The sequence below is a fragment of the Paenibacillus tyrphae genome, assembly GCF_000722545.1.
In the GTDB taxonomy this organism is placed as follows: domain Bacteria; phylum Bacillota; class Bacilli; order Paenibacillales; family NBRC-103111; genus Paenibacillus_G; species Paenibacillus_G tyrfis.
The window spans coordinates 432,490-446,196 of record NZ_JNVM01000002.1 but is presented as its reverse complement, the minus strand read 5'-3'; the positions used below and the strand labels follow the sequence as shown (position 1 = coordinate 446,196).

7 protein-coding genes are annotated in these 13,707 nt (G+C 53.7%); all 7 read left to right on the top strand.

All coding sequences use genetic code 11. From position 1 onward, the window contains the following. Nucleotides 1–252 precede the first annotated feature (252 nt). The 7 genes from ET33_RS02460 to ET33_RS02430 all read left to right on the top strand — a co-directional run bounded on the left by ET33_RS02460 (nucleotide 253) and on the right by ET33_RS02430 (nucleotide 13,545). Nucleotides 253–1,227, top strand: a complete 975-nt coding sequence (locus ET33_RS02460) for an alpha/beta fold hydrolase (RefSeq protein ID WP_081890171.1) — start codon at nucleotides 253–255, stop codon at nucleotides 1,225–1,227. Between the two features lie 194 nt (nucleotides 1,228–1,421). Beyond that, nucleotides 1,422–3,017: a helix-turn-helix domain-containing protein gene (locus ET33_RS36180; RefSeq protein ID WP_051775055.1), complete on the top strand. Its 1,596-nt coding sequence runs from the start codon at nucleotides 1,422–1,424 to the stop codon at nucleotides 3,015–3,017. 113 nt (nucleotides 3,018–3,130) lie between these two features. Next, nucleotides 3,131–4,123 (top strand): iron-hydroxamate ABC transporter substrate-binding protein, encoded by a 993-nt coding sequence (locus tag ET33_RS02450; protein ID WP_036675877.1) that lies wholly within the window; start codon nucleotides 3,131–3,133, stop codon nucleotides 4,121–4,123. Nucleotides 4,124–4,426: 303 nt separating this feature from the next. Then, a complete protein-coding gene (locus ET33_RS02445; RefSeq protein ID WP_036675874.1) occupies nucleotides 4,427–10,057 on the top strand; it encodes a glycerophosphodiester phosphodiesterase family protein in 5,631 nt (1,876 codons plus the stop codon). A gap of 330 nt (nucleotides 10,058–10,387) precedes the next feature. Beyond that, nucleotides 10,388–10,747 (top strand): VOC family protein, encoded by a 360-nt coding sequence (locus ET33_RS02440; RefSeq protein WP_036675872.1) that lies wholly within the window; start codon nucleotides 10,388–10,390, stop codon nucleotides 10,745–10,747. A gap of 102 nt (nucleotides 10,748–10,849) precedes the next feature. Further along, nucleotides 10,850–11,671, top strand: a complete 822-nt coding sequence (locus ET33_RS02435) for a GNAT family N-acetyltransferase (RefSeq protein WP_036675870.1) — start codon at nucleotides 10,850–10,852, stop codon at nucleotides 11,669–11,671. 458 nt (nucleotides 11,672–12,129) lie between these two features. Then, the gene (locus ET33_RS02430) at nucleotides 12,130–13,545 is read left to right on the top strand and encodes an amino acid permease (RefSeq protein ID WP_036675868.1); all 1,416 of its coding nucleotides are present in this window, start codon (nucleotides 12,130–12,132) and stop codon (nucleotides 13,543–13,545) included. The last annotated feature ends 162 nt before the right edge of the window (nucleotides 13,546–13,707 follow it).

Genomic DNA, 13,707 nt, shown 5'->3' with positions numbered 1-13,707 from the left:
AGCCGCCTCCTCCTACTCGATTCTGCCGGTCAGGCAGTTGCCTCTAGCCCATTCTTCGTTCTTGCAGATAATGCAAAGGAATAGAATATTGGTAAGAAATGACCGTGCCGGCATCCTGTTGTCATTGTGTTATCGTAGGCTATAACGCCACCCCATTTAAGAATACTTCTAATCTTAAGTGAAGTTCTACCACCATCTTTAAAACATCATGTTCCAATAATAGAAATATTAATCAAGAGAGGTGAGGACAAAATGACTTCCCCGTTTATTCCCCCAGATGATTCGGGCAGCTTTTCCGCAGCGGTTAAAGCATCTAATCAATCGGCTGCGCCAGCCTATGAAGCGAACCTAAAATTTTTTCCCGGCTTTAGACAACAATTTATCCGCACAAGTGGAGCAATCATTAACACACTTGTCGGCGGCTCTGGTCCCCCGTTACTTCTGCTACATGGTCATCCCGAAACACACATTGCTTGGCACAAAGTTGCCGGAACGCTTGCAAAAAAGTTTACTGTGGTTATAACTGATCTGCGGGGTTACGGTGACTCTAGCAAACCGGAAGGGGGCCCAGACCATATTCGTTATTCGAAAAGAGAGATGGGACACGATCAAATACAAGTGATGAACACCCTTGGATTCAAGCAATTCCAAGCAGTAGGTCATGACCGAGGTGGACGGGTTCTTTTTCAGATGATGTTAGATCATCCTTATTCAGTGGAGAGAGCTGTTGTTCTTGACATTGCTCCTACCACTGAAATGTATGCTCACACCAATCAGGAATTTGCCACTAAATATTTCTGGTGGTTTTTTCATATTCAGCCCGCCCCATTACCTGAGTGCATGATAAACGCTACGTCTGCACTTTATTTGACAGATCATCTTTCTGCTCAAAGTAAAACACCGGGAGCGGTAACACCAGAAGCCTATGCCGAATATTTGCGTTGTTATCGAAATCCATCTTGCGTACACGCCGTTTGTGAGGATTATCGTGCCTCGGTCACCATTGATGTTACTATCGAAAAAGAACAAAACGGACTAAAGGCGAAACAACCTCTACTCGTCCTATGGGGACAAAAGGGAACCGTCGGACAATTATTTGACGTTCTTGACCTATGGCGAAAGTATGCAGCTAATTATACGGGATACCCGCTACCGTGCGGTCACCTCATACCGGAGGAGGACCCGCAGGGTCTACTACATGCACTAAACCATTTTCTGCGTGTTTGAACTCTGTATCTCATTGCACAGATGCTTTTGATTATTGCTGTAACCTGCTCGTTAGTTGATAAACGACTTAACATGATTTGCGTCTTTTGTGTTTTTTCTGGCATCGTGTTGAAGAGCCTCGGAAACATCCTTTATAATGAGTTTTACTGATAATAATAATCGTTATCAATAACGGAATTGGAGCGAAAAAAGGGATGCGTGATCTTTATCAAATGAAGGATATCGAGCGGCTGACGGCGGGGAATGAGGCGCACAGACGTTGGATAGATGCCTATACCTTTATTGTTGCCGAGGAGGGGAAGGGCGAGCTCCGTATCGACGGCCTGCGAATGCTGGTGGATTCGGGCACCGTACTGTTCTGCAATCCTGGGAGAATGATCGAATACCGTGCCGCCCCCGGGAGCGGCCTGCTGCTGGATTTGATTGCGTTCCGCATGTTCACTTCAACCGGTCAAGAAGAATGGTCCGCAGGACAAGCGGCGTATGGCGAAAAGCGGAGCCCGTGGCTTCCCGACGGCAAGCTGTACCCGGAGTCCCCTTACCGGATCGGGATGCTCGTCAAGGAGCTGAGAGCGCTCCGCAGTCAGGAGGCCGGGGACGAGCCGTTCCGGCAGGAGATGCTGCTTTACGAGCTGCTTCACCTGCTGGTGCCGGGCCGTCGTCCAGACTCGGAGACGGACGTTCAGCCGTCGCGCAAGGGGATCGAGCTTGCCATCGACTATATGCATAAGCATTACCGGGAAAAAATTAGCCGCGATATGCTGGCACATATGACGGGTTTTCACCCGCGCTTTTTTTCCATGCTGTTCAAGCGGGAGACCGGCCATAGCTTCTCCGACTACTTGGCCCGCATCCGGATCGACCGAGCGAAGGAGCAGCTGCTGCTGACGGGCGGGAGCCTGAACGACATTGCCCGCAATGTCGGCTACGCGGACGGGTTTTATCTGAGCCGCAAATTCAAGCAGGTCGTCGGCGTATCGCCGACAGGCTATATGCGCGAGCCGAAAAAAATCGTCGTCTACGACCTGGTCGGACATCTGCTCGCTCTGGGCATCAAGCCGCTCGGCGCTTCGTACAATCAAGGGCTGAGCAGCCTGGCGCTGCTGAGGGAGGAGCTGGCGGGCACGCCCGATGTCGGCTACACGTCCGTGGAGCCGATGCTGGAGCTGGAGCCGGAACTTATCATCGCGACGGACTGGCTGGACCGCGGCATGATCGAGCAGCTGCACAAAATCGCGCCGACGCTTGTATTTTACAGCGGCGATCCGTTCGAGAGATTCAAGTCGCTGGCGGATATCCTGAACTGGAGACGGGAAGCGGAAGCGTTCATTGCCCGCTATGAGGAAAAAGGGAAGCGGGCGCGGGCGGAGCTGAACGGTCTTATTGGACCGAACGAGACGGCGGCCGTCTACGAGATTTGGGCCGACTGCCTCTGGGTCATGTGCGAATCGTACGGAAGAGGCGTCTACAATTTGTACAAGACGCTCGGGTTCACTCCTCCGCCGAAGGTGAAGCGGGAGGTGCTGGACATCGGTCAGCCGAAAAAAATTACGCTCGAAGAGCTGCCGGACTATGCGGCCGATCATATGTTCATCAGCGTATACCCAGCGAACGGAGGGACCGAGAGAGCAGGTAAGGTGATGCAGAGCGCTATCTGGAAACAGCTCCCTGCCGTACGGCGCAACCGGGTATATTCCATTGAGCTGGATATGATCCATTCCGTTGACGTGCTGTCGCTGGAAAAGCAGCTCGATATCCAGACGCAATTAGTGAAGTCGGCCCTCGGATGACCTTTTGTCCATAAAAATGATGATTATCGGATATGGTCATTCCGCCTTGGACTGATACAATACGAGATGGGATTTAAAATGATAATCATTATCAGTGACATCGGAGGGGGACTATGCGTCGCATCGGCATCAAACAGATCGTATGGCTAGGACTGCTTTTCGTCGTGATGGCGGCCGTTATCGCCGCTTGCAGCGGCAGGACGGAGAATCCGTCGAGTACGGCAGGAAATCGCGCAGCCACCGGGAACAAGCCGGGAACGAAACTATTCAAGGCGGAAAACGGGGAAATCGAGATTCCGGCGAACCCTCAGCGGATCGTCGCGATTCAGTTCGCAGGGGATCTGCTGGCGCTTGGCGTCAAGCCGGTCGGCATAGGGTCGATCGTGTTGAACAATTCCGAGCAATTGAAGGACGAGCTGGCCGGAGTGGCGGACGTCGGGGACGTTTCCGTCGAGAAGGTGCTGGAGCTGGCGCCGGATCTCATCGTTGCGCCGAGCTATTTGCCGCCCGAAACGGTCGAGAAGCTTGGCAAAGTCGCGCCTACGGTGACTCTTCCGTGGGGGGGCTTCGCCGGATCAGACCCGCTGGAAGAAGTGCGCACGTTCGGCCGCATGCTCGGCAAGGAGAAGGAAGCGGAAGCCTGGATCGCGCGCTACAAGGAGAAGGCTGCGCAGGCGAAGCAGAAGCTTGCCGGAGTCATCGGTCCCGGAGAAACGGCGGCTTCCTACGAAATTTGGGCCAAAAATTTATGGGTCTGGGACAAAAATCAGCGGGCCGGGTACAATCTGTTTGCCACGCTCGGGTTAACGCCGCCGGACAAAGTGAAGAAGGACGTTTTCGAGCCGGGCAAGAGCCGGGACATCTCGCAAGAGGTGCTTCCGGAATATGCCGCGGACCATATGTTCGTTACGGTGTATCAGGAAGAGGGCGGAGCGGAACGGGCCAAGGAGTTGATGGACAATTCCATATGGAAAAACCTTCCTTCGGTTAAAAACAATCGGGTGTATTTGCTTAACCTGAAGCAATTCTGGTTTTCGGACGGACTGTCGCTGGAGAAGCAGCTGGATATTTTGACGGAAACGATTTTGTCGCGGAGCCAAAAGTAAATGCCGGTTCGTTTACAATTTATTTAATTGCGTTTGATGCTCCGATAACAAACCGCAGTACAATTAGAAAGTGTAAGGACAGCCAAATAAACAGGGTACGAGACGAGGAGAAAACCCTTTTATGCACCAGACAGAGGAGCCGGTTAGGCGCGCCCCCTCTGTTTGATGGATAGAAGGGTTTTTTTCATGTTCACAAGAAGGGAGCCGTGCATACCGAACCGGATGTTGCCAGGATTAACGCTCTGAAAGCAGAAGCGGGATCGAAATGACTTACCAAGACGATAGGAAAGGACAGAATCCACAATGATACGTCATGCCAAATCGTTCTACGTATTTCTCATTATCGCATTGCTTAGCGGGACGATTCCGGTCGGCCTTGTTCCGGGACAAGCCGAAGCTGCCGATGCGGGACGAAAATCCATGATCGCCAAAAAGACGAAGAACGCACCCGTGATTGACGGACAGCTCGACGAATCCGTCTGGAGCATCGACCAGCCGTTAACCGTCCGTACAGGCGAAGGCGTCTCCAAAGAGTCCAAATTCGGCCTCTTATGGGACAATCAGTATCTCTATATTGGCGTGAAGGCCGACGATGATACGCTGATCCATAACGGACCGGGCAGCTATTGGTTTGAGCAGGACAATATCAATCTATTCTTCGATCCGACGAATCACCGCTCGGCTCCGTTCGCAAGCGAGGACATGCAGCTCGGATTCGTGTATCAGCCGGGCTCGACGACCCCGGAATTTCACTTCGGCGCAGCGCTGAATAATCATAGCGACAAGGATGAGAAAAAAATACTGCGCGCCATCCGCACGACAGGCAGCGGCTGGACGCTCGAAGTGGCAGTGCCGTGGGATATGCTCCAGCTTGACCCGAGGCGGAACAAACAGTTCGGATTGGAAGTCGGCACAACCGACCGGTATGATGCCGCAGACCCTGCAAAGCAAAGGTCGAGCTATTGGAGCGCCTACAACACCACATCGTTCTGGAACGACACGTCTGGGTACGGAACCGTCACGCTGGATGATGGCAATCCGGTAACCGGAGCGGTGAATCCGGTGCTTTTGCACGAGACGTTTGACGGATATCCGTCAGGCCAGCTTCCATTTGGCTGGATCTCTGATGTGAATGCGGGAAGCAGTCCATTTACAGTCGTGCAGGATACATACGGCAACGGGCGAATGGTATTCGACGGGAGCGCGTCGGGCAAGCAAGGCCGGGTTATCGCGCCGGTGCAGTGGGACAATTACGTTATAGAAGTGGACGTCCGGTTCGAAAAAGTGCTGGATGCGGGACGCTGGGCTTCCCTCATGTTCCGCGGAGCCGCCAGCGGCAAAGCTCCTTATAACCAGATGGCGGTCCGGCAAAACGGCACCTACGAAATCGCCTACCGGAAGCCGGATAACGCGTGGTTCAGCCCTACACCTGCCAGCGGGATGTGGAAGCCGCTTGCCTTGAATAACGATTACACAATGAAAGTCCGCGTGTTCGACAACAATGTCAAAGAATATATCAAAGCGAAGAGCGATGCGGACTTTACGCTGCTGACCGATAAGACCTTGAGTCCGAATGTGCTGCTGGAACGCGGCAAAATCGGTTTGCAGGCCGATCAGAGCAAAGTATCGTTCGATAACGTGAAGGTCACGCGGATCACGGCCGACCGGCTCGATCTGGCGATCCCGTCGACGATGGAAGCGCTGACCGGACCGCTGAGCGTGACCGGCAGCGTCTACTACTCGGACGGCGTTACGGAAGCGGTCTATGGCGACCGGCTGAAGCTGTATTCCTCGGACGAGAGTACGATCAAAATCGTGGACGGCAAGCTGTATCCGGTCAAAGCGGGAAAAGCGACGATTCAAACGGTTTTCGCCAATGCCGATGCGGCGCAGGAGGTTACGGTTACGCCGTCGGCCATCGCGGCAAAAGTCGTTTCGCTCAAGCATAACGAAGGCTATGTGCTGGGCACGGCAGGCGGAACGATCGATCTTCAATCCATTGTATTTCAATCGGAGCTTAGTGATTTTACTTCAGGCACGCTAACCGGAGACCGTTTAACTTGGAGCTCGGGCAGCGGCGGGATCGCGATACAGAACGGCAAAATCAGCGTCAAGCAAAAAGGCGTTCACACGCTGACCGCTTCCATCGACAGCGTGTCGGTTCCGATTCTGGTTGTAGCGAAAGAAGCCGGCGATGCCGAGTACGTGCTGTACGAAGAGAACTTCGACGCTTTGCCGGACGGCGTGCTGCCGCCGGGCTGGACGAGAATCGAAGGCACCACGCCCGGTGCGGCCGTCGTGAAAGCCGGCGCATTCGAGCTGAATGCGAGCTCGGCCCCGGACAACCCGTCGCGCGTGCTGCTTCCGGACTATTTGAAGCTGTTCGGCAATTATAAAATCGAAGCGGATGTCACCCATCTGTCGGCCAACGATGCGGCGAGATGGAATTCGATCATGTTCCGTATCCAAAATAACGACTACCCTTATTACCAAATGGCAGTCCGCAAAGACGCGACGGCTTCCAACGGCGTCGAATTCGCCGAGCGGACCCCGGCGAACGGCTGGAACGTGACGGACCGCGGCTCAAACAGCGAAGCGATCGACCCGGCGAAAATGTACCGTTACACGGTCAAAGCCTACGGCAACCGGGTGCAGGAGCTGATCGACAACCGCGTGATGGTCAACACCGATGCGGCTTCAGCTTATGCCAAGGGAGGCATCGGCTTGCAGGCAAACGGCAGCAGGATGAAAGTGGACAACATCCGCATTACGCTGCAGCAGGAGGCGCTGCCTCCAATGCCGACGGACCGCTTCGTGAATGTCACCGAGCCGGAGACGAAAATTTCGCTTGCGCCGTCCGTTGTCAAGGAGGTGCGCAGCGCAATGGATCTAGCGAGCTTGAGCGGGCCTGCCCTGCCGGCGACGGTGATTCTGCATGTGAACTCTGAACTGAAGGTGACCGACCCGGCAGGCGCGAGCGAGCTCGGAAGCTTGGACGAGGTGCTGGCTTCGCTCGGCACCCGGATGATTCCGGCGTTCTATGTGAAGGACGAGCAAGCTGCCGATAAGCTGGCCGACTATGTGCAGCGGACCGAGTTGGAAGACGCGTTCGTCGTTTCGGACCGTGGCGAACTGGTCAAGCGGGTAAGAACGGCATACCCGATGATCCGGGGCATTGTCGATTACAGCGCAGCGCCGGTCCCAATGACGCAGGAAAGCCTGCTCGATATCCGCAGAAAGACAACGGTCAATCAGGCGAAAATCGCCATCCTGCCGCAGAACGCGGCTTCGATTGACAATGTCGCTTACTTGCAGCAGCGGCTGATCGCGGTATGGGCCAAGGAAACGGCAAGCGCAGCGGACAAAAGCGTGTCCATCCACCGGCTGATCACAGCCGGAACGAACGGCATCGTGACGGATTCCCCGACGGCAGCCTTCGATGCGCTGAAAATGTATTCGAACCAGACGACACTGGTTCGCAAGCCGTATGTGATCGGCCATCGGGGCATTCCGTCGGAGGCGCCCGAAAATACGATCGAGAGCAACGAGCTTGCCGTCGATTACGGGGCGGACTTTATCGAGAACGACATGTACGTGACGACAGACGATCATCTGGTCATTATTCACGACGATGTGCTGCAAAATACGACGAACGGATTCGGTAAGGTCGAGGATCATTCGCTGGAGCAGATCAAGGCGCTCAACGCGAGCAAGCCGAAGCCGGGCTATAAGGAAACGAAAGTGCCGACGCTGGACGAGCAGATCGATCTGGCCAAACGACGCGGTATCATGGTATACGCCGAAATCAAAACAAGCAATCCGCGAGCGGTCGACGTGCTGGTGAAGCTGATCAAGGAGAAGAACGCGGAGCACCTGCTCAACGTCATGTCGTTCGATCCGAATCAATTGCAGCGGTTCGCCGAGCAAATGCCTGAGGTGCCGCTAGGACTGCTGCACAGCGGCTTCGATACCTCGAACGTCAACAAATCGCTGCGCGAAACGTTGAAGATCGTTCAGAAGCAGAACGTCACGTATAACGTAGGGTATACCGGACTGAAGAAGGACTATATGGAAGCGGCCAAGCACCGGGGCATTTTTATTTCCCCGTGGACGGTTAACATTGAGAAAGATTACAAAAGTATGTTCGCGATGGGCGCCTATGGCCTTACGACCGACTATGCAAGCTACTCGAAAAACTGGGCCGCCTCGGTTTTTCCGGAGAAGGACAAGTACGTCCTGGCGCAAAATGAAAGTACGGCCGTCACGGCGCAAGTGTATTCCTACGCTCGCGCAAAAACGATCGTCACGCCGGACATCGTCCTGCTGAACGGACAAGACGTCGTAGAGGTGAACGGAGGCAAGGTTACGGCCAAAAAACCGGGAACGGCGCATGCTTTGTTAAGGTATACAGCGTCGATGGACGCAAGCAGCAAGTATGATCTGTATACGCAGCCCATTGCTTTTGAAGTGAAGGGCGACGACAGTAACGGCGGTGGTGACAATGGCGGTGGAAACAACGGCGGTGGAAACAACGGCGGAGGAAACAATGGCGGTGGGAACAACGGCGGAGGCGACAACGGTGGAGGTAACAACGGCGGTGGAAATAACGGCGGTGGAAACAACGGCGGTGGAAACAACGGTGGAGGAAACAATGGCGGAGGAAACAACGGCGGAGGCGACAACGGCGGTAGCAGCAGCGATAGCGACAGCACCGATAGTACCGGCGGGAAGCCGGCGGATGGCGCAGGCAGGCCCGATGTCCCTGCGGCCAAGCCGGGAGCGATGCTTGAAGCAAGCGGCGGTAAAGTAGACGCCGACACGCTGAAGGAAGCGTTTCGTGCCAACTCCGGCGTGGAAGTGAAATTTACCGGCGATAAGCTGGAGCTGGCAGCTGCAGGTCTGTCCGATGCGAGCCGCAAAAACGGCGCGACGCTGGCGGTAACCGGGGACAGCGGCCGATATACGCTGCGATTGGACGCGCTGAAGCTGGAAGCTTTGGCTCGGCAGCTTGGCTCGGAGGTAAACGATATGTCGATCCGTTTTGCGATCAAGAAGCTGAGCGGCAGCGAACGTGACGAGATCAAGCTGGCAGCGAACGGCGCATCGGTTGCAGACGGCGTTCATCTCTCGGTGGAGGCGGCGAACAAAGTAGGTCGCACGGTGCCGGTAGCGTTCGGGTCCGCGCCGGTTACGTACCAACTGCTTCTTGGCCAAGCCGTGGACCGGTCCAAAGCGACTGGAGTCCTCTACGATCCGGCCACGAAACGGGTGCGGTTTGTTCCGACCCTCTTCGATACGAGGAGCGGACAAACGGCTGCGACGTTGAAGCGGAGCGGGAACGGCACATATGCCATTATCGAAATGAACAAAAGCTTTGCGGATATGGAAAACCATTGGGCGCAAGCGGATGTCGAGCTGCTCGCTAATAAGCTCGTTGTTGAAGGGGTCAGTGATAACCGGTTCGAAGGCGATCGCCCGATCACCCGCTCGGAATTCGCGGCGCTGCTTGTCCGCGCATTGGGTCTCAGTCCTGCGACGACACAAGGCGGCTTCAACGATGTGGCTCCTGGGGCCTGGTATGCGGAGGATGTAGCGGCCGCAGCGGCAGCGGGGCTCATCAGCGGATATGAGGACGGATCGTTCCGTCCGGACCGGCAAATAAAGCGCGAAGAACAGGCGGCCATGCTGATCCGCGCCATGTCTTATGCAGGATTGGAGACACAGCTATCGCAGGCGAAGCAGAGCGAGGTCTTGACGCCGTTTAAGGACATCGGCAGCTTGAGCTGGGCGAAGGCTGAAGTAGCCGCAGCAATTCATGCCGGTCTGATGCACGGAATGACGGCGGAGACGCTCGAAGCGGACGGAATCGCTACGCGGGCTCAATCCGCGGTAATGCTGAAACGTTTCTTAATCCAAGCGAATTATATCAATTAACACATGGAGATGAAGCTTTGTTCGAAGCGAGTCTGCCCGGGCTATTAAGCCTGGGCGGGCTTTTTTCACAGGCTGCTATAGCGTAGATTGCCCGCCCTCCGGGTTTTCTCTAGAATAAAACCATATGACAAGCAAGCGAAACTATAACGAGGCATTTTATGCCCTGGGTAAAAAAGTGCTCCTGGAGCAGTTGGGCAGCGATATTGTACAAAAAGCCCATTAAATCAGACCCTTCCAACTCGAAAAGGGGAGCGAGTTATTATCGTTTACCGTATAATCGAGTTAGGAACGAAAACAGTTACCCCGGCAGGACGGGACGGAGGTTGGAAAATGAAGGTCAGACGAATCGTTGCCAATATTGACACCCGGAAGATCGAGGCAGCTAAAAGCTTTTATCACGACGTGCTCGGCCTCGATCTATTGATGGACCATGGCTGGATCGCCACTTATGGCTCCAACGAGCAGATGAGCGTTCAAATCAGCTTCGCCTCGGAAGGGGGTTCCGGCACATCTACGCCCGATCTGTCCGTTGAAGTCGACGATGTCGAGGCTGCGCTTGAACGCGTGAAGAAAGCCGGATATTCGGTCGAATACGGCCCGATGAACGAGCCGTGGGGCGTTCGGCGCTTCTTTGTCCGGGACCCGTTCGGCAAGCTTGTCAACATCCTTGCTCATGTCCAAGCCGATTAAATCGTTATAACGATTTTCTCCTGCCCGTTCCGGCAACCTATTCTCACGGAGATCGTCTAGTGAAGGTGGGAGACGACTGGAAATTAGGGGGAGGAACCGGACGTGATTGTAGAACTAGATGTAAACGAATATTCGAAAATAACGCCTCTGTTATCGGAGGAGGATCAGACGAATGTCGCGTTGATGAGCATTGTGGCAGGCAACAACAAGGGTAAAATTTTCGTCGACGATCCCGAGAGCCCGAGAACGGCCATGATCTGGGCGATCGCGAGCATCGCTTTTTTCGTTGGGGATAGCCGCAATTCCGAATTTATCGCACGTTTGAATTCGTATATGGGTCGGAAAATAAAACAGGATTCCTTGGATATCATCGGGGGCACCTGGTTCACCATTGCGGTTGAGGACGAAGCTTGGGACGAGGCGTTAAATGAAGCGTTAACGGACTACGAATTGGTTGAGGGCGAAGATTTGGAATTTGATTTTGCGGCGGACCGCTATTCGAAGTTCAGGCCGACGCAGGCGGAAAGCCGCATTCAGGTTGTGCCTCTCGATGCCGACCTCTTAAACGATCCGAAAAATGACTTCGTTCTCGAAGACTTGAACGAATTCTGGAATTCGTCAGGCGACTTTATGGACAAAGGGTTCGGCTATTGCGTGTTGAAGGACGGGACCGTGCAGAGCGTTTGCTTCTCCGGCTATGTCTACGGGAACGGGCATGACCTTGTCGTTCGCACCTACGAGGAAGAGGAGAGGCAGAAGGGGCTCGGAGCGGCGGTCACCTTCGCTTATCTCGATCATTGCGTCCGCAATGGTCTGGTGCCTTATTGGACGACGGACGAGGAGAATGAGGCGTCCATTGCGCTGGCCAACAAATGCGGTTTCGTGCTGAAGCAGAAGTCGAAGATATACGAATTCGAATTTTAGCTTATCCGTTAGGACGCTTAAGGGGGAGCATCGGTAAAACCGACTGGCTTCCTCTTTTTTCATGGCTTCGATCGGCAATAAGTAGATTTTCCAGCCTACAAAAATTGCCGAGTCCATACATTGGAAAAAGGAAAAGCGCGAATGTTGTCGAATTTACAACGAGGCATGACTTAACGACTAAAAACAAGCCGAAGCGGCTTTTGGGATATACAAATTATTGACTTAATGATGAATTATAGTATAATAGGAAAAAATTACAAATTTATTTTCGTAGCTCTGTTTAGCTTATAGTCTATAGAAAAGAGCTTGGCGTGAAGGAGAAAAGTCCGGACATGCTAAGTTTTTTATTTTTTAGCAAAGGATGAGAACGGAGGGGGGTCTTAGGAAACGGGCATTTTCACAAAATAATTGTAAGCGTTTTCTATAAAATGACATTATTGGAAATGGGGTATCGTTATATGGCTAGTGCAATCGAGGAAAAGGACAACCGTCTCAAGCGTTCCATGAAAAGCCGGCATATGTTTATGATTTCGCTGGGCGGGGCCATCGGAACGGGCTTGTTTGTCAGCACGGGGTATTTGATCAATCAAGCCGGGCCGGGCGGTGTCGTCCTGGCCTATTTGGCCGGCGGACTTCTTATGTACCTGGTCATGCTGTGTTTGGCCGAGCTGGCGGTCGTGATGCCGGTGACGGGTTCTTTTCAGGCCTATACGACCAAGTTTATAGGCCCGGCTACCGGGTTTACGATCGGCTGGTTGTATTGGATCAACTGGATTGTCGCCGTCGGCTCCGAATGGGTCGGCGCCGGGATTCTGATGACCCGATGGTTCCCGGGCGTGCCCTCGTGGGTGTGGATCGCGCTGTTCATTGTGCTGATGTTCCTGTTAAACGCCTTTTCCGCGAGTCTTTTTGCCGAATCCGAGTTCTGGTTCTCCAGCATTAAAGTGACGACGATCATGCTGTTCGTCTTGTTGGGGCTGGCCGCTATTGTGGGACTTATGCCTTTCGAGGGCTTGAATGCGGCACCGATCCGCTCGGGCTTCGCCCATGATGGAGGGCTGTTCCCCAATGGGTTTATTCCCGTATTTATGACGATGGTGGCCGTCAATTTCAGCTATCAGGGGACGGAGCTCATCGGCATTGCTGCGGGAGAGAGTGAAAATCCCGAAGAATCGGTTCCGAGGGCGACACGAAATACGATTTGGAGAATTTTATTTCTATTCGTGACGTCGGTCTTTGTCCTCGGTTCGTTGATTCCGTGGCAGGAGGCAGGTTTGACGGACAGTCCGTTTGTGCTTGTTTTTGATAAAATGGGCATTCCGTTTGCCGCCGATATTATGAACTTTGTTATTTTGACGGCGCTGCTTTCGGCGAGCAACTCTGGGCTATATGCTTCCTCGCGGATGCTGTGGGCGCTCTCCAAAAGCAATATGGCCAGTCCTTACTTAAGCAAGCTGACCCCTCAAGGCGTGCCGTTCCGGGCGCTTACCATCAGCGCCGTTATTGCGTCGCTCGCCTTGATTTCAAGCGTCGTGGCCCCGGACACCGTATTTTTGTGGCTGAGCGGCATATCCGGATTCGCCGGAATTTTGGTTTGGATGGGGGTTGCCTTATCGCAATATTTGTTCCGCCGCCGTTTTATCGCTGAAGGGAACAGTGTTCACGATCTGAAATACAGGGTCCGGCTGTTTCCATTTGTGCCCATTTTCGCGATCATCCTGTGTATCGTTGCGCTGGTTGGGCTAGCCTTCGACCAGGAGCAGAAAATCGCTCTTTACTACGGAATCCCGTTTACGATCATTTGCTATTTGGTTCACTATCTGTTTTACCGGCACAAGCACCCGAAGCAAGAACAGACGGGGAGAAGCTTATAAAATAGCTTGGCTCGAAGCCCCCAGAGGCCTATGGAAGAATGTCTTCCATGGGCCTTTCGTTTTGTCGAGACTTAAGCCGGGGCAAGCCTCTTGCTTTACACGAGGTCATCGGTTTGCTAGAATAGGATCAATTGTTAACCTAAAATTATTGTACATGGTTAA

Bases quoted from the DNA above. Each gene is read 5' to 3' on its own strand.
- ET33_RS02440 (WP_036675872.1), top strand. From the start codon at position 10,388: ATGAAGGTCAGACGAATCGTTGCCAATATTGACACCCGGAAGATCGAG.
- ET33_RS02445 (WP_036675874.1), top strand. From the start codon at position 4,427: ATGATACGTCATGCCAAATCGTTCTACGTATTTCTCATTATCGCATTG.
- ET33_RS02430 (WP_036675868.1), top strand. From the start codon at position 12,130: ATGGCTAGTGCAATCGAGGAAAAGGACAACCGTCTCAAGCGTTCCATG.
- ET33_RS02450 (WP_036675877.1), top strand. From the start codon at position 3,131: ATGCGTCGCATCGGCATCAAACAGATCGTATGGCTAGGACTGCTTTTC.
- ET33_RS36180 (WP_051775055.1), top strand. From the start codon at position 1,422: ATGCGTGATCTTTATCAAATGAAGGATATCGAGCGGCTGACGGCGGGG.
- ET33_RS02460 (WP_081890171.1), top strand. From the start codon at position 253: ATGACTTCCCCGTTTATTCCCCCAGATGATTCGGGCAGCTTTTCCGCA.